The sequence below is a fragment of the Agrobacterium sp. 6Ca8 genome (assembly GCF_055382765.1).
Window position 1 is genome coordinate 151,147 of the sequence record NZ_AP026434.1, and the last position, 20,969, is coordinate 172,115.

Annotated in this window: 17 protein-coding genes; 6 read left to right on the forward strand and 11 right to left on the reverse strand. The window is 57.9% G+C overall.

Annotation, left to right across the window (positions count from 1 at the left end; translation table 11 throughout):
* Positions 1 to 24 precede the first annotated feature (24 nt).
* Positions 25 to 1,503: a polysaccharide biosynthesis protein UppP gene (uppP, locus tag ACZ5A6_RS14845; RefSeq protein ID WP_065660457.1), complete on the reverse strand. Its 1,479-nt coding sequence runs from the start codon at positions 1,501 to 1,503 to the stop codon at positions 25 to 27.
* Positions 1,504 to 1,907: 404 nt separating this feature from the next.
* On the opposite strand from uppP, the gene ACZ5A6_RS14850 reads away from it, so the two are divergent.
* Complete coding sequence (locus ACZ5A6_RS14850; RefSeq protein WP_013761857.1) at positions 1,908 to 2,273, forward strand: PAS domain-containing protein; 366 nt, start codon at positions 1,908 to 1,910, stop codon at positions 2,271 to 2,273.
* 60 nt (positions 2,274 to 2,333) lie between these two features.
* Positions 2,334 to 3,329 (forward strand): KpsF/GutQ family sugar-phosphate isomerase, encoded by a 996-nt coding sequence (locus ACZ5A6_RS14855; RefSeq protein WP_013761856.1) that lies wholly within the window; start codon positions 2,334 to 2,336, stop codon positions 3,327 to 3,329.
* Between the two features lie 3 nt (positions 3,330 to 3,332).
* Here the strand turns inward: ACZ5A6_RS14855 and ACZ5A6_RS14860 are convergent, their stop codons facing one another.
* From ACZ5A6_RS14860 to ACZ5A6_RS14885, 6 genes are all read right to left on the reverse strand, one after another.
* Positions 3,333 to 3,800 carry an NfeD family protein gene (locus ACZ5A6_RS14860; RefSeq protein WP_003511454.1) on the reverse strand — a complete coding sequence of 156 codons (468 nt, stop codon included), beginning with the start codon at positions 3,798 to 3,800 and terminating at the stop codon, positions 3,333 to 3,335.
* Between the two features lie 2 nt (positions 3,801 to 3,802).
* The gene (locus ACZ5A6_RS14865) at positions 3,803 to 4,852 is read right to left on the reverse strand and encodes an SPFH domain-containing protein (protein ID WP_003511451.1); all 1,050 of its coding nucleotides are present in this window, start codon (positions 4,850 to 4,852) and stop codon (positions 3,803 to 3,805) included.
* Positions 4,853 to 4,912: 60 nt separating this feature from the next.
* Positions 4,913 to 5,947 carry a ferrochelatase gene (gene hemH, locus ACZ5A6_RS14870; protein ID WP_003511450.1) on the reverse strand — a complete coding sequence of 345 codons (1,035 nt, stop codon included), beginning with the start codon at positions 5,945 to 5,947 and terminating at the stop codon, positions 4,913 to 4,915.
* Between the two features lie 355 nt (positions 5,948 to 6,302).
* The gene (locus ACZ5A6_RS14875; protein ID WP_112291824.1) at positions 6,303 to 8,234 is read right to left on the reverse strand and encodes a 5'-nucleotidase C-terminal domain-containing protein; all 1,932 of its coding nucleotides are present in this window, start codon (positions 8,232 to 8,234) and stop codon (positions 6,303 to 6,305) included.
* 217 nt (positions 8,235 to 8,451) lie between these two features.
* Positions 8,452 to 8,826, reverse strand: a complete 375-nt coding sequence (gene omp10 / locus ACZ5A6_RS14880) for an outer membrane lipoprotein Omp10 (protein ID WP_003511448.1) — start codon at positions 8,824 to 8,826, stop codon at positions 8,452 to 8,454.
* Positions 8,827 to 8,974: 148 nt separating this feature from the next.
* Entirely contained in the window at positions 8,975 to 10,420 is a 1,446-nt protein-coding gene (locus ACZ5A6_RS14885; RefSeq protein WP_019564920.1) for a homospermidine synthase, read from the reverse strand.
* Between the two features lie 323 nt (positions 10,421 to 10,743).
* Here ACZ5A6_RS14885 and ACZ5A6_RS14890 point away from each other — a divergent pair, with 323 nt between their 5' ends.
* The gene (locus ACZ5A6_RS14890) at positions 10,744 to 11,652 is read left to right on the forward strand and encodes a sensor domain-containing diguanylate cyclase (RefSeq protein ID WP_003511446.1); all 909 of its coding nucleotides are present in this window, start codon (positions 10,744 to 10,746) and stop codon (positions 11,650 to 11,652) included.
* Here ACZ5A6_RS14890 and ACZ5A6_RS14895 read toward each other — a convergent pair.
* Together ACZ5A6_RS14895 and ACZ5A6_RS14900 are read right to left on the reverse strand one after the other, a co-directional pair.
* Positions 11,649 to 12,284, reverse strand: coding sequence for an aminotransferase class IV family protein (locus ACZ5A6_RS14895; RefSeq protein WP_013761850.1), 636 nt, complete (start codon positions 12,282 to 12,284; stop codon positions 11,649 to 11,651). The two genes, ACZ5A6_RS14890 and ACZ5A6_RS14895, sit on opposite strands and share 4 nt — an antisense overlap.
* A gap of 42 nt (positions 12,285 to 12,326) precedes the next feature.
* A complete protein-coding gene (locus ACZ5A6_RS14900) occupies positions 12,327 to 14,177 on the reverse strand; it encodes a M3 family oligoendopeptidase (RefSeq protein WP_112291827.1) in 1,851 nt (616 codons plus the stop codon).
* A 169-nt stretch (positions 14,178 to 14,346) separates the two neighbouring features.
* On the opposite strand from ACZ5A6_RS14900, the gene ACZ5A6_RS14905 reads away from it, so the two are divergent.
* Both ACZ5A6_RS14905 and ACZ5A6_RS14910 read left to right on the forward strand, forming a co-directional pair.
* Positions 14,347 to 15,891: a sigma-54-dependent transcriptional regulator gene (locus ACZ5A6_RS14905; protein WP_112291830.1), complete on the forward strand. Its 1,545-nt coding sequence runs from the start codon at positions 14,347 to 14,349 to the stop codon at positions 15,889 to 15,891.
* A 176-nt stretch (positions 15,892 to 16,067) separates the two neighbouring features.
* Positions 16,068 to 17,975: a peptidoglycan L,D-endopeptidase MepK gene (locus ACZ5A6_RS14910; protein WP_019564917.1), complete on the forward strand. Its 1,908-nt coding sequence runs from the start codon at positions 16,068 to 16,070 to the stop codon at positions 17,973 to 17,975.
* An 85-nt stretch (positions 17,976 to 18,060) separates the two neighbouring features.
* On the opposite strand, the gene pyk is transcribed toward ACZ5A6_RS14910, so the two are convergent.
* Positions 18,061 to 19,500: a pyruvate kinase gene (gene pyk / locus ACZ5A6_RS14915; RefSeq protein WP_003511440.1), complete on the reverse strand. Its 1,440-nt coding sequence runs from the start codon at positions 19,498 to 19,500 to the stop codon at positions 18,061 to 18,063.
* Positions 19,500 to 19,904 carry a DUF1036 domain-containing protein gene (locus ACZ5A6_RS14920; RefSeq protein WP_370647635.1) on the reverse strand — a complete coding sequence of 135 codons (405 nt, stop codon included), beginning with the start codon at positions 19,902 to 19,904 and terminating at the stop codon, positions 19,500 to 19,502. Before ACZ5A6_RS14920 ends, pyk begins: the two co-directional genes overlap by 1 nt.
* Before the next feature lie 273 nt (positions 19,905 to 20,177).
* On the opposite strand from ACZ5A6_RS14920, the gene ACZ5A6_RS14925 reads away from it, so the two are divergent.
* Entirely contained in the window at positions 20,178 to 20,966 is a 789-nt protein-coding gene (locus tag ACZ5A6_RS14925; RefSeq protein WP_038494249.1) for an N-formylglutamate amidohydrolase, read from the forward strand.
* The last annotated feature ends 3 nt before the right edge of the window (positions 20,967 to 20,969 follow it).

Sequence of the window (20,969 nt, forward strand, 5' to 3'; positions counted from 1 at the left end):
CCGGGATTTCTGTTTGGGGCGACGTTATCGTTTCAGGACAAGACCCGCGCCGACGCGCAGTTCGTTGCTGTCATAAATCGGCGTCCACTGATAACTGACGTCCGCCGTCAGATCGAGATAGCGGTTCAGCCCCCAGGTTAAGCCAGCGCCTGCGGTGTATTCCACAGCATCCTCGATATCGGAGGAGGGAAATGTCCGGTGCACGATCTGCCCGGTCAGCCGCGCGACTAGATTGCTGCGCAACTCATGGGTCAGCCCGGCATCCAGCCGATAGGAAATCCAGCCGCCCTGCGGTCCGCCGGCGAAATCCTCTATCGTCGTGCGCAGGCCAAGATTGACGTTGGTGCCGCGCTGCGGCGACCAGTTCAGTTCGCCGTCCAGTGTCAGCGCGCCGATGGAAGCGATGCGGTCGTCGTCATATTGCTTGCGTAGATAGCCGATGGCGGCCTCGCCGCGGGTCTTCTCGCCAAGATCGACCTCGGCTCCAATTTTGGCGCCGTAGGAATTCGAGGACCGTGCGTAACCGGTATTGTCCAGGCGCCTGTCATATTTGGTCGTTCCCGCGTTCAATTCGAGGAACGGGATCAGGGCCGGTGACAATTCGTAGCCGATGCGGCCGCGCAGGTTCGCGCCGTTCTGGTCGCGATCGCTAAGACTGATCGGCTGGCCGTTTATGCCCTTTGCATCCGTGTAGACCGTACGCGACAGATCGAGCGCAGCCAGCCCGCGCAGCTTGCCGAAATCCCGTTGGATCGATGCGCCGGTCGTGAAACGGTGTTCTCCGCCCTGCACGGCAGCGCCGGTCAAAGCGTTGGGGTCCGTGGTGCCTTCACGACTGAATTCGTAACCCGCCTTGAGATTAGCCGTCGTTTCTTCGCCGAGATCGAGGCGCAGATCGGCTTCTATCCGCGCCCTCGGCTCTTCACCATTCTTGCTGCCGAAATTTTTCTCCCAGGCGCCATCGCCTGTTACAGTCAGCGCATGGCGGGACCAGTCGCTGGTTAGCGTGCCGCGAATACCCGTCGTCAGGTAGTTACGTCTGGAAGGGCCGCCGGTGTTCGTCTGCTTTTCCGTATTGATCGTCTGGCTGATCGAGGGCCGCAGCAGGAATGTACCGAGCCGGATGCCGGGGGTTTGTCCGGGTTCGGTGGCTCTTTGCGGGTTTTCACCGCCGTCTACCGTTGGCTCATATGGGTTTTCCGCGTCGGCATAAGGCTGGCCCGCTTCTTCCTGCTGTTCGGAAATCGGGTCGCCCGGATTATTCGAGGGGCGCCATAGTTGCTGTGGCGGTGCTGCTCGCACCGTGCTTGCCTCGTTTTCAGTTGTCGTTGTCGGGTTCTCGGCCGGCGTTGCATCGCCGGATGGAACTGCGACCGGCAGCCGCGTGGCCGCTGTTTGCGCGAAAACAGTTCCCGGGGTGTAGAGAAGCGTACAGGCAAGCAGCAGCAGGGTTGCTGCTTTCCGCGACGTCGGCAGACGTGTGGCGGTGCCCTTCACAATCATTCCTCTTCACCCGGCGCATTTGGCCCATGTCGGATCGAAAGTTCGTCTCAGCATTTCCTGAAGCCGAATGAGCGGCAGACAGATGAAGTGGACGACCAAGAGACCAGACACGCGACGCAAGTTTTAATATCGCTTTAACAATAGGATTTTTATGGTTAACAGTTGATAAAGACCTCCCCGATTTCACCACATCTGTGGCTGCGGCAAAGCTGGGGGGCTTCCTCGTTCGATCTGGCCGCTTCGGCACCGCGACTGAAGAAAATTTGCCGAGATGCCCAATATTTCGAATATGATCAGATTTAAACGTTTCATTTTGATACGGAATCGCCCTATGATTGGGTGGAACTCATCCGTTTTATTTTAGCAATCCAATTGATTTTTATTTTGTGTCACAGCGTCGTTTCATGAATCCCGTTTTGAACGTCAAGCAGGTCGGTTTTTATTGCTGGGATATTACCAATGACCGATTCTATCTAGACGAAGTCTGCGCTGAACTCTTGGGCATTCCTTTGCGGCAGGCGATGCAGGGCATCAGCATTTTTCAGATGCTCGAAAAAGTGGATATCGGCCATCGCAATCATGTGATCGAAACTGCGCTCACGACGCTCAAGGCCGCCAGCTTTTACCATCAGGAATATGCCGTGCGCCGTGATGACGGCTCTATCTCGTGGATAAGGACAGTAGGGCGATATCTGGTCGATGAAGAGAACATCCCTTTCAAGCGGATGGGAACGATGGAGGAGATTTCTCCGCCGAACCTGCGCCACTAAAGAGCGGCGATTTTCGGCTGTAGAGTGGACTTATTCCGGTTGAAATAGTAACAGTCGGCCATGATTACGAGAGCCGTCAAACTGGTTGAAGACAATGCGATTGAATCCGCCGTGCGGACGATTTCGATGGAGAGGGCTGGCCTTGCCGCTCTTGAAGAGGCCCTCAGGAACGGGCTTTCCGAACCTTTCTGCAAGGCGATCGAGACGATCGGCCAGTCTAATGGCCGCCTCATCATCACCGGTGTCGGTAAAAGCGGCCACATAGGCGCCAAGCTCGCGGCCACCTTCGCCTCCACGGGAACGCCTGCGTTTTTCGTGCATGCGGCAGAGGCCAACCACGGCGATCTGGGCATGATCGGCGGTGATGACGTAGTGCTGGCGATCTCCAAAGGCGGTGAAAGTTCAGAGCTGCGTAGCATCATCAACTATTCGCGCCGTTTCTCCATCCCGCTGATTGCACTTACATGTTCGGAGAGTGCATCGCTGGCGAAGGCAGCCGATATCGTGCTTCTGGTTCCCAATGAACAGGAAGCCTGCCCGCTCGGTCTTGCGCCTACCACCTCCACATTGATGCAGCTGGCACTTGGCGATGCCCTTGCCGTTGCGCTTCTGGAAGCACGCAATTTCACTGCCGGTGATTTCAAGGTGTTTCACCCCGGCGGCAAACTGGGCGCGGGCCTTACGCTGGTCAGCGATATCATGCATACCGGCGACCGGGTGCCGCTAGTCGGCAAGGGAACTTCCATGCCGGAAGCAGTCAGTGTTCTTTCCCGCAAGCATTTCGGCTGCGTCGGTATTCTGGACGAGGATGGCCGTCTGTGTGGCATCGTCACCGAGGGCGATATGGCGCGCAACCTGTCGCGCAACCTCGCGGAATTGACGGTGGACGACATTATGACCCGTACTCCGAAAACGGTCAAAAAATCGGTGCTGGCGACCAGCGCTCTCGCGACGCTGGAAAAATTCCATATCGGTGCGCTGATCGTCGTTGATGACGATAACCGACCGATAGGGCTGGTGCATTTCCACGATCTGTTGAGAATCGGTGTAGCCTGATCGCTATGGGCGGTCGAGCGGCTCTATTGTCAGGGTGCGGCCACGCGCAGCTGCGATCCTGACACGTGTTCCGGCTGGCATGTCCTCACCGTTAACGGACCACCAGGTATCGTCCAGCCTTATGCGGCCGCGTCCTTCGACAACTGGCTCCTGCAGGGTCGCTGTGCGTCCAACAAGGCTTGCTTCCCGTTGATTGAGGAAGGGTTCGTCGCTTGCCTCACGGTTTTTGCCGAAATATTTCCTGCCAAGCAGGGCGAAGGCGATGGAGAGGGCGGCAAACAGCACCAGTTGCAATTGCCACGCCCAGAATGCAGCATCCCAGAGCAGCAGGGAGAGCGCGCCGATCACCAGCGCGGCAATGCCAATCCAGATCAGAAACACGCCCGGAGCGACCAACTCGGCAGCCAGCAGAATGAAGCCGGCAATCCACCAGCTCCATGGTCCCAGTTCCGTGGCAAGCCGTTGCAGCATCGTCACTTCTCCGATGAAGAGCCGAAGGGATTACCGGGAATTGTCACGTTGATGGCCTGGGCCGAAGGCCGCGACGGCGGCACCGAGCGGGAAGATGCGGGGACGGCGGGCGCGGTTGGTGCATCGCCCTTGTCGCCGAAAACGTCACGGGCGATTGCCCCTATGCCGCCGAGCGAGCCGATCAACGCAGAAGCCTCCATCGGCATCAACACGATTTTCGAGTTTTTGGCGGTGCCGATATTGGAGAGCGCTTCGGTATATTTCTGGGCAACGAAGTAATTGATCGCGTGGACATTGCCGGCAGCGATGGCTTCCGACACCATGCGGGTGGCGCTGGCTTCGGCCTCGGCCAGACGCTCGCGGGCCTCGGCATCGCGAAACGCCGCTTCGCGCTGGCCTTCCGCCTCGAGAATGGCAGATTGTTTTGCGCCCTCTGCGCGCAGAATCTGAGCATTGCGGGCGCCCTCGGCCTCCAGCACCTGCGCGCGTTTTTCACGCTCCGCCTTCATCTGTCTTGCCATGGAATCGACGAGATCTTTCGGCGGCGCGATATCCTTGATCTCGATGCGCGTAACCTTGATACCCCATGGTCCCACCGCCTCGTCAACCACGCGCAGCAGGCGATCGTTGATGGCATCACGGTTCGACAATAACTCATCGAGATCCATCGAGCCCATTACCGAGCGGATGTTGGTCATGGTGAGGTTTTCAATCGCCATTTCCAGATTGGTGATCTGGTAAGCGGCCTGTGCGGCATTGAGGACCTGATAGAAAGTGACGGCATCAGCTGAGACACTGGCATTATCGCGGGTGATAACTTCCTGTGTCGGTATATGCAGAACCTGCTCCATCACATTCATCTTCGAACCGATGCTTTCGAAGAACGGCACGATGAGGTTGAGGCCCGGCTCGAGTGTGCGGGTGTAGCGCCCGAACCGTTCAACCGTGTAGCGATGTCCCTGCGGTACGGTCTTGATGCCGGCAAAGAGCACCAGAATGACCAAAACAACCGCCGCTATGACGACGATATCGAAACCGCCCAATGCAATCATCACTTCCTCCTCCAGCACCACAACCTTTTGGGATCGTACACCCGCATCGTTATGGCAAGATTACACCCAACCTTGCAACTCTTGTCGTACAACCTTTTCGAGAACTGTCATACCCTCGACGCTGTCGTTGAGACACGGGATGTGGGTGAATTTCTCGCCGCCATTATGCAGGAAGATTTCTCCGGCCTCACCGGCAATTTCCTCCAGCGTTTCAAGACAATCCGATACGAAACCGGGGTTCATGACGGCGATGCGTTTGATGCCCTCGGATGCCAGCTTTTCCATGGTCTTGTCGGTATAGGGCTGCAGCCATTCTTCTGGCCCAAAACGCGACTGGAAGGTGATCATGAAGTTCTTCTCGGTCCGTCCCAGCGCGTCCTTCAGCAGACGGGCGGTCTTCTGGCAGTGGCAATAATAGGGATCGCCCTTCCTGAAGTAGGATTGCGGAATGCCGTGGAAGGAGGTGATCAGCATCTCGGGTTCCCAGTCCAGCGTTGCCAGATGGTTTTTGACGGAGGCGGCAAGCCCCTCGATATAGGCAGGATCGTCATGATAGGGCGGAACGGTACGGATGGCGGGCTGCCAGCGCAGCTTCATCAGATGTTCGAAAGCCTTGTCGTTCACCGTCGCCGTGGTCGATGCGGCATATTGCGGATAGAGCGGGAATAGCAGGATTTTCTCGCATCCCTGCTCCTTCAGCGCGTCGATTTTCGAGGCGATGGAAGGCTGGCCGTAGCGCATGGCCCAGTCAACGACGACATTCGGCAAATCCTTCAGCGCCTGTGCCATCAGTTCGCCTTGGCTGCGAGTATAGGTGCGCAGATAGCTTTCGTTGCGATCGCGGTTCCAGATTGCCTCATAGGCCTTGCCGACCTTCTGCGGGCGCTTGTTGAGGACGATGCCGTACAGGATCGGATACCAGTAGAGGCGCGACCATTCGATCACGCGTTTGTCGCTCAGAAATTCCGCCAGATAACGGCGCATCGGCCAATAGTCCGTACCATCCGGCGTGCCAAGATTGACAAGCAGAACGCCAACCTTGCCAAATCTTACGCGGGGATGGTCTACGGGAAGTGCGGATAATTCTGTCGTCATGAATGACACCCTGAACTCGTACTGGTTGCGTGAGAACGTTTCCGTTTGGGATAAAGGGCGGAAACGCTCCATTTTTTGTTTTTATACATGGCCGGACGCAAACCGTGACGCGGTTTTGCCGGAAATGCTCAAGCTATATGCTCGTGCCGTCAATTTGTTCACGTGTTCTAGACGAAATTTGTAAGGATTGAACCACCTGCGGAGGTGATTTCCGAGGTGCGGTAACGGACGCATTGTCTTTTGATAAAACGCAGCCTGTAATGATCTGTTTTTAAAGGGAAAATAAGAAGCCGGCCTCATGGTGCGAGGCCGGCTTCCCGTCTGCGGCAAATTGCCCTGTCTGTGTGTTCGCGGCTTATTGAGCCGGAACCTCCAGTTCCTCGCCGATCTCGATATGGTTCGGCTGCTTCAGCGTGTTTGCCTTGGCAATCCTGGTCCAAAGGGCACCGTCGCCATACTTCTCCGCCGCGATCTTCCAGAGCGAATCGCCCTTTGCGACAACATATTTGCTGGCGGCAGCCGCGGCCGCTGCCGGCGTGGTGGTGGCAGGTGCGGTCGCGGCAGGTGCTGTGGGAGCCGGGGCCGGTGTGGCGGCCGGAGCGGTTGCAGTTGCCGCCGGTGCTGTTGCGGCAGGCGCTGGTGCAGCGGGCTTTGCCGGAGCTACATAACCGGCAGGCGTCACTTCAGTGATGCGGCCGTCCGTGAAGGGCTTATAGGGGCTGTTGGCCGTAATATATGCAGCTACAGCCTCTTCGAGGTTGGGGCCGAAGTCATAGGCGTTGATCGCCTTGGTCGCGAATACCTTGAAGCCATCGCCGCCGGTGCGAACGTAATTATTCGCCGCAACAGTGTAGGTCTTTGCCGGGTCGAGAGGCACGAAAGCGTCGCCCTCCTTGACCTCGACCGCAGTAACACGGCTGCCGGCCGGCTTGGAGCGGTCGAAGGAATATTTCATGCCTGAAACCTGCATGAAACGACCTGCGCCATCGTCGATCTGGCTGACGCCGTTTTCGAGGGCAGCGCGAATATCCTCGCCCTTCAGCTGGAAAGTCGCGACCGTGTTCTGGAACGGCAGAACCGTCAGGACTTCGCCCATCGAGACATCGCCGCTATCGATGGAGGAGCGCAGGCCACCGCTATTTGCGAAAGCGATGGTGACGCCCTGATCCTTGACGCGGGCCAGGGTCGCATCCGCTACCAGATTACCCATAGAGCATTCTTTGACGCGGCAAACCTTGCGGTCACCTTCGATCGGGCCTTCCGAAGTGCCGACGACCTTCGATTTCAACGCCTCGATTGGTGCTTTCAGTTCATCGATACGCTTGAGCGTTGCTTCGTCGGGTTTGAAGGATGAATCGATCAGGATCGGATCGCCCTTGCTTTCCTTGACCACGCCGCTGTCATCGAAGACGACGCGCAGGTCACCCAGGTATTTGCTGTATTGCCCTGCCTGAACGACCGGAACCTTGTAGCCGCCGGGATTGTCGACGAGTGTCGGATAAGGCCCTTCGGCCTTCTGATCGGTGTTGGAGAGCAACGTATGCGAGTGGCCGCCGACAACGACGTCCACATCCGGGATTTTCGCGATGAATTCGAGGTCGCGCGGATATCCGACATGGGTCAGGGCAATGATCTTGTTGACACCCTCGCCTTTCAGCTTCTGCACCTGTTCGCTGATTTTCGCGACATCTTCCGCAATGGTGATGTTGGGGCCGGGGGTCGCAAGTTCCGCCGTGTCGTTGGCGACAGCGCCGACAATACCGATTTTCTGGCCGCCGACTTCAAGGACGATGGACGGCTTGACGCGATCGCCGATTTTCGAGGCGGCGCTGGCAACCACATTGGCGGTCACGACCGGAAACTGAACCTTGTCGAGGAAGCCCGCAAGCCCGTCTTCGCTATCGTCGAATTCATGGTTGCCGACGGTCATGGCGTCGAACTTCATGGCGTTCAGCACTTCGGCTTCAACGGTACCCTTGTAGGTGGTGTAGAACAGCGAGCCTTGAAAATTGTCGCCGGCATTGAGCAGGAGAACGTTCTTGCCTTGAGCCTTGAGCGCGTCCCTTGTCTGGTTGATTGCGGTCAAGAGGCGCGCGGCGCCGCCAAAGCATTCGTTTTTGCCTTCCTCTTCCGCTGAGCAGGTCGAGTCGAATTTATTGATCGATTCGATACGGGAGTGAAAATCGTTAATGTGAAGAATGTTGAGTTCGTAGTCGGCCAGAGCCGCTCCGGCTGAAAGCGTTATCGCGGAAACGCTCAGCATACTCAGTCTCAAAATTTTCTTCATGGTCCCTCTCTCCTGTTCAAAGCGGAAGCCTTGGCCGGTCGATCATCATCAGGCCGTGCTCATTCTCTAGTCTGAAAGTATGTCAGTCTTTCAAAGCGCGATGTTTCCATTTAGCGGCAGCTGCCGCAAGCGGAAATTGTGACAGTGGCGCAATAAAGCAAAACGCACGCTTGAGGCGTGCGTTTTAAAAGCTCATGCCATTGAAAAGTCTGTGTTATCAGCCCTGACGCGTTAGCGAGAACTGGCTGTTGCTGTCTGTCGTGCAATTCAGTTGCGACGGGGAGACGAGCGCGCAGTTGACGCGCGATTGCGTGTTGCGCACCAATGACGTCATGTTGATCTCATAGAGCGTCGGCGAAATCGTAACATAGGTGCCGGATGCGAGAAGCGTGTTGGTATCGGTCGAACGGGTGGAGAAAGCACCGTTCTGGAATGTCGATACGATGCCGTTGCGGTCGATCCAGCGGCCATCCACGGCCGGGCCGCGGGCAAGCGAGGGTGCCATCGACGTCTGCTGGGAGGGACCCGGCGCAACGCATGAAGACACCGCGATTGCGGCACAAAGCAAAGCAGCGCTTGTCTTGAAGTTCATGAGCCTGTTCTCCTGCGATTCGATGAAACCCTGATGTTTCGACCATGCCGTGAAGCGTTATTTATTTCAAGGCAACGTTGTTTGCTCTCCCGGGTTCCTGACATCCGTCATGAAAACACCTGCGTGACAAATATGAGACGCCATGCCCTCAGCGCACGAGGATGTTGCGGAACTGCCAGGGATCCGAGGTGTCGATATTGTCTGGAAACAGTCCCGGGCGACCGTCGAGCGGCGTCCAGTCCGTGTAATGTCCTTCGACCGGTCCAAGATAGGGACGCTGCACCTCAAGGCAACGGCGATAATCCATTTCATCCGCCTCGACGATGCCGGCTTGCGGATTTTCCAGCGCCCAGACCATTCCGGCCAGTACCGCGGAGCTGACCTGCAATCCGGTCGCGTTCTGGCTGGGGGCGAGCGCCCGTGCCTCCTGCAAGGTTAGCCGCGAGCCATACCAATAGGCATTTTTGTCATGGCCGTAGAGAAGAACACCCAGCTCGTCGGCACCATCGACAAGCTCGTCTTCGCCAAGCACATGCTGGATCGGCTGCGGCGTGCCGCCATTACCGAAAAGTTCGTGCAGGGAAAGGACGGCGTCGTTGCAGGGGTGGTAGGCATAGTGACAGGTGGGCCGGTAGATCAGATCGCCATCGTCATTGCGGACGGTGAAATAGTCGGAAATCGAGATCGCCTCGTTGTGGGTGACCAGAAATCCATATTGCGGCCCTTGTCCGGGACACCATGTCCGTACCCGCGTATTGGCGCCGGGCTGATCGAGATAGATCGCTGCCTTGCTGCCCTTTTTTTGTTTTTTCGCGTTTTTTGGCATCCAGTTTTCATGCGTTCCCCAGCCGAGTTCGGCGGGCTGAAAACCTTCGGCGATAAAACCCTCGACGGACCAGGTGTTCCAGAATGCGCCGAATGGCTTGGGATTTTTTGCCCGCTGCGTATCGCGCTCTGCCACATGCACGCCCTTGACGCCGAGCTGCTGCATGAGCTTTGCCCATGCCTGCTGGTCATGCGGTCGCGGCTCTTCGATGTCGAGACCGCTATCCTTGGCGAGATTGACCAGCGCCTGTTTTACGAACCAGGACACCATGCCGGGATTTGCGCCGCAGGTGGAAACGGCCGTTGTGCCGCCCGGTTTCCGAGCCTTTTCTTTCAGCATGGTCTCGCGCAGCGAATAATTGGTACGGGAGGCATTGTCGGCGTCTGCATCGAAGTAAAAGCCGGGCCACGGCTCCACTACGGTGTCGATGTAGAGCATGCCATGTTTGCGGCAGAGCCTCATCAGATCGACGGATGCGGCATCGACCGAAAGATTGACGCAGAAGCCCTGACCCTGAACCCCTTTAAGGAGTGGCTTGAGCACCTCCTTGTAGTTTTCTTTGGTCAGATGCGTACGGATATGGCGAATGTTTCTCTCGGCCAGATACGCTGCGATATCCTCGCGCGGGTCGATGACGACGAGCCTGGTCTTGTCGAAGTTGAAATGACGTTCGATCAACGGAAGAGTGCCGCGCCCGATGGAGCCGAAGCCGATCATGATGATGGGGCCGTCAATATCGCCGTAAATCGGATGGTTTGCGTCCGTCATTCGTCATTTTTCCTTTTTAAGCCAATAAGTAAGCTAGATCATAAAAGCGTGCCACAATAAAGGGCAGGTGCATGACGGACATATGACGGTGGCGCAAGCCCGGGATGCGAAAGTTGTGACGGGTTGGTGTGTGGTGATCCCGTTCTGCGCGGTTGCGATCCGGCGAGATTGAAGTCGAGACCTTCCGACCGCATTCTTCCCCTTCGCATTTTAGAGACTACGTTTATAATCAAGTTCTTCTTTTCGTGTATATGCCCTAGGGCTTGGGGGCTTTTGCAAGATGACGAAAAGGGGGCTTTTCGTCATCACAGGAGTGTTGCCTGTTGAATAGTCTTATCGAGCGTGTCGCAGCGCTTCAGAGCGCCACCCCCGTTCTTATTGCACTTTACGATTCCGAAGACCGGTTGCGGCATGCCAACCCGTCGTTTCGGCAGAGCTTTCAGCTTGCCGACGATGATTTTTCGACCTGGGCGGAAATCATGCGCTTGAACCACCGTCTGCGAACCGGCGTGGTCGTCAGAAACAGCGATTTCGAGGGCTGGCTTTTGTCGGCGCAGTCCCGGCGCGGCAAGCTGCCGTATCGTGCCTTCGAGATGGACATGTATGACGGCCGCTGGTTCTGGATGACGGAGACGGTGCAGCAGGATGGCTGGATGCTGTGTGTCGCAAGCGATGTCACCGAATTGCGCCAGGGCTACAGAACCCTGCGGCAGGACCGGGATCTGGCGGTGCGCGCCTCGCAGACCGACGAATTGACGGGAACGGCGAACCGGCGTTTTGTTTTCGCCAAACTCGCGCTACAGGTGGAGCGGGTCGGCAAGGGGCTTGAAGCACCCTTTTGCCTTTGCACGCTCGACATCGACTTTTTCAAGCACATCAATGATCGTTTCGGCCACAAATGCGGCGATGCGGTGCTGCGCGATTTTGTCGGGATCGCCCATTCCGTCGTCCGGCGGGTGGATTGTTTTGGCAGGATCGGCGGTGAGGAATTCATGCTCATCCTGCCGCGCAGTTCGGTTGTTGAGAGCCGGGAGATCGTCGAGCGGCTACTGCAAAAGGTGCGTCTTTCCAGACCTCTGGCCGAGTTTCCGGATTTTTCCTATAGCTGTTCCGCTGGAATGACGACCTATCGGATGGCAGAAAGTGCCGACGATGTTTTCATGCGCGCCGATCAGGCGCTTTACGCTGCCAAGGAAAAGGGCCGCGACCGGCTTTTGGCGGTGACGGTTTAGACCAGCTCCGCCGCAATCAGCCCATGCAGCGAATTTCCCACGAACAGCCGTCGACCGGCAATATCCTCCGGCTTCAATGCCTGCCCGCGTGCCTTGCGCTGGCGGATGAGATCGGCACGCAGAACGCCCGGCAGAATACCGCTGTCGAGCGGCGGCGTCAGCAATTGCCCGTCCGGCATTTCGACGAAGATGCTGGTCGATGATCCCTCGCACAACTCGCCGCGCTCGTTGAGCAGCAGAACCTCGTCTGCATCCCCGGCTGAAAATTCGGCGCGCGCGGCATCATAGGGTTCCCGGCGCGATGATTTGTGGCGATAGAAGGTGTCGGTGGAATCAAGCCTGGTTTGCGTCGCGATGCGGATCCGCCAGACGGTTCCCTCCTGCAACGGCCGAAACTCGGCCGTTTCGATATCGAGCTCACCCTTGTAGTTCATGACCAGCTTCACGCAGAGCGGACTTTCGCCGCCCACCTTCTTCTCCAGTACCTGAACCGCGTTGGCCGGTGCTCGGAAACCGAGCGCATCGGCTGAGCGCAATAGCCGGCGCATATGCTGGTCAATGCGCTGAAAGCCCGATTGCGGCTCCCAGCGCAGCGTTTCTCTCAAGGTCAGATCGGCGGGTTTGCGTTTCATTGCCTTTGCTCGTCGCCTGTCATCGGTATTTTTCGGAGGCAATCAGGCCTGTTTGCTGTCAAGCGCCTCCAGTTCGTCGATCAGCCCTTCGATCATGGCAAGACCCTTGTCCCAGAAGGAAGGGTCTGTTGCATCGAGCCCGAATGGTTTCAGAAGTTCCGAATGGTGCTTGGTGCCGCCTGCTTTCAAAAGCTCGAAATATTTCTCCTCAAAGCCGGTCTCGGCCTTCTGGTAAACGGCATACAGCGAGTTCACCAGGCAATCACCGAAGGCATAGGCGTAAACATAGAAGGGAGAGTGGATGAAATGGGGGATGTAGGTCCACCAGGTCTCATACCCTTCGGAAATCTTGATCGCCGGGCCGAGGCTCTCGGCCTGAATGGAAAGCCACAATTCACCGATCTGTTCGGAGGTCAACTCACCCTGCTTGCGGGCGGTGTGCAGCTTGCGTTCGAATTCATAAAACGCGATCTGTCGCACGACCGTGTTGATCATGTCCTCGACCTTGCGGGCGAGCATGGCCTTGCGTTCCCTGACGTCCTTCGTGTCGTCAAGCAATTTGCGGAAGGTCAGCATTTCTCCGAAAACGGAGGCAGTTTCGGCAAGCGTCAGCGGCGTCGCGCACATCAGCGCGCCTTGGTCGCCGGCCAGCACCTGGTGCACGCCGTGGCCAAGCTCATGGGCAAGCGTCATCACGTCGCGCGGTTTGCCGAGATAGTTGACGAGGACATAAGGATGGGCCGAAGGCACGGTCGGATGCGCGAAGGCGCCCGGCGCCTTGCCGGGCCGGGCGGGGGCGTCGATCCATTGCTCATCGAAGAAACGGCGGGCGATATCGGCCATCTCCGGCGCAAAATCGCCATAGGCGGACAGCACGGTGTCCTTCGCCTCATCCCATGGAATGATCGTATTCGATGTATCGGGAAGCGGCGCGTTGCGGTCCCAGTAGTTCATCTGTTCCATGCCGAGCCATTTCGCCTTCATGGCGTAATAACGATGCGAAAGGCGCGGATAGGCATTTTTCACGGCGGCAGCCAGAGCGTCGACTACCTCGCGCTCCACACGATTTGCCAGATGGCGGCTGTCGGCGATGTCTTCGAACTTGCGCCAGCGGTCGGAAATATCCTTGTCCTTGGCCAGTGTGTTGGTGATGAGGGTGAAGACCCGCAGATTATTGGTGAAAGTGGTGCTGAGCGCCTGTGCTGCCTTCTTGCGAGTTTCCGGCTCCGGCTCCTGAAGCATATTGAGCGTTACTTCCAGCGAAAGGCTTGCGCCATCTATCTCGAAGCGCAGGTCGGCCATCGTCTCGTCGAACAGGCGGTTGAAGGCGCTGGCACTCGTCATCGATTTTTCGAGGAATAGCTGTTCGAGCTGGTCATCGAGCTGGTGCGGCTTGTCCTTGCGCAAATCCACCAGCCACGGCCTGTAGTGCCCTGCTAAGGCATCGTTTGCCACGCAGGCATCCATTACGGCGTCGTCGATGCGGTTCAGTTCAAGCGTAAAGAACAGCAGATGTGCGGAAATATCCGTCAGTTTCGCCTGGGCGTCGCCGTAAAGCTTGCCGTTTGCCGGGTTGGAGGTATCTGAAAAATACGTCAGCCCCGCAAAGGAACCGATGCGGCCGATAAGATCGTCCAGCGCTTCATATTCCTTGAGAGCAGCGCCGATGCCGTTGGCGCCCGTCGCCTTTGCAGCGGCTTCAAGCTTGCCCTTCCATTTATCCTCGAAAGCCGCCGCCAGCGCCGCCGCCTTCTCAATGTCGCCCTTGTATTCCGGCGAATCGCCCGAGGGATAGAGATCCGAGAGTTTCCAGCCGGGCAGGTCGCCAAGGGCAGGGCCGGAGGTTTCGGCAAGCGAAAATACGGGGTGCGGTGTTGGGCGATTGAGGGTCATCGAACGCGTCCTTGTCGTTATGCCTGCGCAGCATATGGGGCCTTTGTTTCCCGCAGCAATGGATAAAATGCAAGCAAATCTCAAAACTGGATGTTCAAATCTCCCGTGCCAGAGTGCGCCACAAGGGACCGCATGACGCAGGTCCATAAACCGGAAACCGGAGCCAAAAATGACCGCGCATGTTCTCGTGATAGACGATGATCCCGTCCAGCGCCGCCTGCTCAAAAATGCGGTGGAACGTTATGGGCATCTGGCCTTGCTTGCAGAAAACGGCAGGGCGGGGCTGGAGCTGCTCAAGCAATATAGCGGCGAGATCAATGTTGTCGTCCTCGACCTGATGATGCCGGAAATGGATGGCCTCACCTTCCTGAAAGCCGTTGGCGAACTCGGCACCGACGTCCCGGTCATCGTCCAGACGGGGCAGGGCGGCATCGATACCGTCGTGCAGGCCATGCGCGCCGGCGCCTTCGATTTCGTCGTCAAGCCGGTCTCGCCGGAACGGATCGGCGCCGCCATCTCCAATGCCCTCAAGCTCGACAGGAGAGAGGCAAAGGCCCGCACGGGCAGGCGCGGACGGAGCAATGCCGTGAATTTTACTGATATCGTTTCCGCAAGCCCGGCCATGCTGAGGGTGATAGAACTGGCGCAGCGCGCCGCCCAGTCCAGCATTCCCGTGGTACTGGAAGGCGAATCCGGCGTCGGCAAGGAAATGGTCGCCCGTGCAATCCAGTCGGCTGGCGACAGGGCGAACAAACCATTCATCACCGTCAATTGCGGCGCTATCCCGCACAATCTGGTGGAGAGTATTCTTTTCGGTCACGAGAAGGGCGCTTTCACCGGTGCCACGGAAAAACACGTTGGCAAGTTCATGGAAGCGGATGGCGGAACGCTGTTCCTCGATGAAATCGGTGATCTGCCGCTCGACGTGCAGGTAAAGCTACTGCGGGCAGTTCAGCAGGGTGAAATCGAAACTGTCGGTTCCGCGCGTGTGCAGAAGGTGAATGTCCGCCTGATTTCCGCCACCAACAAGAATCTCATCGAAGAGGTGAAGGAAGGCCGCTTCCGCGAGGACCTGTATTATCGCCTCAACGTCTTTCCTATCACCATTCCGGCGTTGCGCCGGCGCAAGGAGGATATTCCCCATCTAGCACGGGTGTTCGCGGAGCGTTTTTCGGTGGAACAGAAATTGCCAAATCCCGTCGGCCTCGATGCCAGCGCGCTGGCACTGCTAACGGCCTATGACTGGCCGGGCAATATCCGCCAGCTTGAAAATGCGGTCTTCCGCGCCGTCGTGCTGTCGCAGGGCGAGGAACTGGCGGATTCCGATTTTCCGCAAATCGCGCTGCAATTGCCAGAATTCGCAGGTGGGGACGATGCGGGTGAGTCGATCCGGTCGCCGTCTGGATCGTCGCTGAAACTCGCCGCCTATTCTCCGCCGCCGCCGGCCTCCGAAAGTCACGCCATTCTGGATGAGGCGTCAGATATTTCCACCACGATATACCGGGGAGGAAACTTGATCTCCAGCATGGACGGTTCAGGCAATATCAGGAAGCTGGCTGAGATCGAAGAGGAGCTTATCCGTTTTGCCCTTCGTTTTTATCGCGGGCAGATGAGTCAGGTCGCAAGGAAACTTGGTATCGGCCGCTCGACGCTTTATCGCAAGCTGAAGGATTATGGCATTGATCCGGACGATCCGTTGCGGGATGCGGCCTGATTGCACAAACCGCCTGTTCGACGGCAGATAGCAAGATTCGTTAACTTCTGAGCAAGGATATCCGCTTACCGTCTATAAACCTCTTGTTAGTGGCTGATTCACTATATAGAGGAAGGTTGCATCTGTGTGGCAATTTTGCCATCGTGTCACCGTATTTGACGTTCATTTGAGGCAATGTGACAGAAATTGTCTTCCAGGCGGGGATCGAATTGCCATATCTGCATCGAAATATCGCGCTGTCGACCAAGATCGCGCGCGGCTTGATCAAGGATATATGCACGAAGCTGTCGGCACGCGCTGTCACCTTTGCCTGCTTGATGCTCGCCGCAATGCCATTCGCAGGTGTCTCGGCGACGGAAGCTTTCGCCGAAACGCGCAGTCTCAAACTGTATTATATCCATACACGCGAGAAGGCGGTCATAACCTTCAAGCGCAACGGAAAATACGACCAGAAGGGTCTGCAGGAGCTGAACCGCTTTTTGCGTGACTGGCGTCGTAACCAACCGACGCGGATGGATCCGCGTCTTTTCGATCTTGTGTGGGAAGTCTACCGCCGCAGTGGCGCGACCGATTACATCAACGTTGTTTCGGCCTTCCGTTCGCCTGAGACTAACGGCCTCCTGCGCACGCGCACCAAGGGCGTGGCGGAAAAAAGCCAGCATATGCTCGGCAAGGCCATGGATTTCTACATTCCGGGCGTGAAGCTTTCCACACTGCGCGAAATCGGCATGCAGATGCAGATTGGCGGCGTAGGTTTCTACCCGACCTCGGGTTCTCCCTTCGTGCACATGGATGTCGGCGGCGTTCGTGCCTGGCCGCGCATGAGCCGTCAGGAACTCGTGCGTATCTTCCCCAAGGGCAATACGCTGCACGTTCCTTCCGATGGCAATCCGCTTCCCGGTTATGAACAGGCCTTGGCTGACTACAAGAAGCGCGTCAATTCTTCTTCCATTCAGGTTGCTTCCAGCGCCGGTGCCGGCCCTGCGTCCTCCGGTGGTGGCGGCAAGCGCAAGACACTGTTGCAGGCGCTCTTTGGCGGAGGCGACGAGGATGAAGATCCCGATAGCATCGCTACGCCGCAGCCCGCAGAACGTCCGGCTGTCGCTCGCCCTGCAACGCCACCGCCTGCTGCACCTGAGCCAGAACCGACGATCGCCGTTGCTTCCGCCCAACCGCTTCCCGGTGTGAGCACTGCGCCGCTGCCCATTGCACGTCCAGCTTTCGGCAACCAGCCTCCGGCCAATACGGGCCTTGCCACCGCGCTTTATTCTCCGGCCCGTAATGCGGCGCAGGATGCCCTCCAGGCTGCGACAACGCCGACGCCGACCTCTGCTCCGGCCGAGCGTCAGCAGTTTGCCGATCTGGCTGAGGTATCCGTGCCTGTGCCGACGCTTCTTGGGCCGCGTGGCATGCGTGGCGATGCTGAAGGATCGATCCTGACCGCATCCGCAGATGGTGCGACACCCGCAGCGAGTGGCGAACTTGCGTCTATTCCGGTGCCGGCCAATCGTCCGGCTGTGGCGGAAGCCCTGCTGGCACAGGCCAATGCTGATCCGGAAGGCGACGAAGATCTCGCCGAAGAGCGGAAAGATACGCTTTCGCCGACTGTGGTTGCTGCTCTGGAACAGAGCGGTCAGGCCGCCCGTTCGCAGATCAATTCCGCTACCGTGCCGACAGCCGCGCCGTTCCCGGCTGCCGTCAACCACAAGGTTACAGTCGCGCCCGCCGAAACGGCTAAGGCTGAGCCAGAGGCAGGTTTCGGTGACGCCTTTGATCTGAAACCTTCCATCAATGGTGGGCTGACGGCCGGCTTACCGACCAAGGGCTCACGCCCGAGCAGGCAGGATGCCGCCGTTTCCCATCAGGCCATGGTCGGCGGTGGTCGTCTGACGCAGGATCTGATCTCTGACTGGGCGCTCAACCAGAACAAGGGCTCGACCGGCCGTTCGGTGAAGGCGCCGCGCGTCGTCGCCAACCGTATGCTCAGCCACGACATGTCGGCTTCCGCCACATCGGCTAGCTTCAAGCCCGGTGCAGCGGCGATCGAGTCCAGCCGTTTCAGCACGCCGGTGAAGATGCACTGAGCCCCGCTTTCTGCAATGCGGCCGAAAGGCCAACAAAAAACCCGCCGGTGACGGCGGGTTTTTTATTATGCTTGATATCGCGATATCAGACGCCGCTCTGGCCGTCCGAACCGATATAGGCGATGCGCACCATGTTGGTCGCGCCCGGGGTGCCGAGCGGCACGCCGGCGGAGATGATGATGCGGTCGCCCGGCTTGCCGAAACCTTCGGACACGACGATGCGACAAGCGCGGTTCACCATATCGTCCAGATCGCTGGCGTCACCGGTAACCACGCAATGCAGGCCCCAGACGACCGACAGGCGGCGTGCGGTCTGGATGATCGGCGAAAGCGCAATGATCGGAACCTGTGGCCGCTCGCGCGCGGCGCGCAGACCCGTTGTGCCGGACGAGGTGTAGGTGACGATCGCCGCGAGCTTCAGCGTTTCGGCAATCTGGCGGGCAGCAAGCGAAATGGCGTCTGCACCCGTTGCTTCCGGCTGTGGGCGCTGCGCGTAGATGATGTTGGAATAATAGGGGTCCTGTTCCACCGTGCTGGCGATGGATGCCATGGTCGATACGGCTTCGATCGGATAATCGCCGGAAGCGGACTCGGCTGAGAGCATGATGGCGTCGGCGCCTTCGAATACGGCAGTCGCAACGTCCGAAACTTCCGCACGGGTCGGAACCGGAGCTGTGATCATCGATTCCAGCATCTGTGTGGCAACGACAACCGGTTTGCCGGCACGACGGCAGGCGCGGGTCAGCTGTTTCTGGATGCCCGGAACGGCTTCCAGCGGCATTTCCACGCCGAGATCGCCGCGTGCGACCATCAATGCGTCGGAAAGCTCGATGATTTCTTCGATGCGCTCAATAGCCTGCGGCTTCTCGATCTTGGACATCAGGCCAACGCGACCGCGCGAAATCTTGCGCACTTCGGCCAGGTCTTCCGGGCGCTGAACGAAGGAAAGGGCAACCCAGTCCACTTCGTTGGTTGCAAGAACGGCGTCGAGGTCGACGCGGTCCTTGTCGGTCAGAACGCCGACGCCGAGCAGGGTGTCGGGCAGGCTAATGCCCTTGCGGTCGGAAATCCGGGTGCCCGAAACAACAGTGGTGACGATGCTCTTGCCGTCGCTCTTCTCAGCGCGCAGATGCAGCTTGCCGTCATCGATCAGCAGGCGGTGGCCAGGCTTGACCGCTTCGAGAATTTCAGGATGCGGCAGGAAAACGCGGGTGTTGTCGCCGGGCGTATCGTTATTGTCCAGCGTGAAGGTCTGGCCGGGAACGAGATCAACCTTGGTTTCGGCAAATTTACCGACGCGCAGCTTGGGACCCTGCAAGTCGGCCAGAATGCCGATGGGACGGCCGTTACGGCTTTCGACGGAGCGAATACGCTCAATCAGCGTCCGCATCACGTCGTGGCTCGCATGGCTCATATTGATGCGGAAGAGATCGGCGCCGGCCAGATGCAGCTTTTCGATCATTGCCTCGTCGGAAGAGGCGGGGCCGAGAGTTGCAAGAATTTTGACTTTGCGGTTACGCTTCATCAGTTTTGATTTCCCTGTGTGCCTGGCGTATCGGAAAGCTGGACCATCCAGCTGCCCTGTCTGCCCGTGTCATATTCCTTGAAACCCATTCTCTGGAAGCTGCGGGCATAACAATCGTCTACGCCGGCGATTTTGAACTCGTTTTCCGCCACGCACATGTTGACGTCACCGGTCCAGCGGCCGCCGTGAGCGGCGTCCTCGGCATAAAGATAATAATAACGCGACTGCAACTCACCCTCTATCAGCGTTGCGCAGGTGGAGGAGGGGACCTGCCACCAACCTTCACTGACCCAGCCGTCCTGCGCCCGGTAGCCGATTGCGACCCCCACGAGGTTTTGCGTGCTGTTGCAGACGCGGAAATCCGCATGCGCGGCCTCCACGAAGACAAACGGGGTCAGAAACAATGCCGCTGCGGAGAAAAGACGGGCAAGATGCCGAAAGTGGCGAGGAAGAGCGAGAGATGACTGAGTCACGGCTTCCATCCGGATTCCATGGTTATAATGAACACACTTCTTGGCGTGGCCGCCAAAGAAAGTCAACGCGAGTTTAATCGATTATATTGTTCGTGGGATCGTGAGTGCGATAAGGTAGATGGCTGTTCTGTCGCCGAAACTTGCGCCCGGCCTCAAGCCATGCCATCAAGCTTTTCTCCTCAATCCTGCCCCAGAAAATTATCGATGAACGACTTCATACCCTATGAAATCATAGAAGGCGATTATGACAAAGGCATGGTTCTTCTGGCGGACCATGCCATGAACCTCCTGCCGGCACACTACGGCAAACTTGGCCTTCCGCAAACCGCTTTTCATCGTCACATCGCATTTGATATTGGCATTGAAGGGCTGACGCGCTCTCTTGCGGCCCGCCTCGGCGTGCCGGCCGTGCTTGGACGATTTTCGCGCCTCCTGATCGACCCCAATCGCGGCGAGGACGATCCGACCCTTATCATGAAGATTTCGGACGGGGCGATCATCCCCGGCAACCACCCGATTTCGGATGAGGAATGGCAAAGACGGATCGAGATTTTTCATCGTCCCTATCACAATGCCGTCGATCGCGTGCTCACCGGTGTAGCGCAGTCGTCGGGGGAAGCGCCGCTTGTTCTGTCGCTGCATTCGTACACGCCGTTCTGGAAAGAAACACCGCGGCCCTGGCATGCGGCGGTTCTGTGGGACACGGATAATCGTGCGGTCGATCCGCTTCTGGCGCATCTGCGCGCGACCGGCGACATTCTCGTTGGTGACAACGAACCCTATGACGGGGCGCTGAAGGGCGATACCATGTATCGCCATTGCATGATGAAGGGCATACCGCATGCGCTTCTTGAAGTTCGGCAGGATTTGATCGCGGATGAGGAAGGGATTGCCGAATGGTCGGACCGTCTCGCTCCCATTTTCGCCGCAATGAACGACGATCCCATTTTGCATGAATATGAGCTGTTCACCTCTCGCACCGGCCCCTACTGAGCC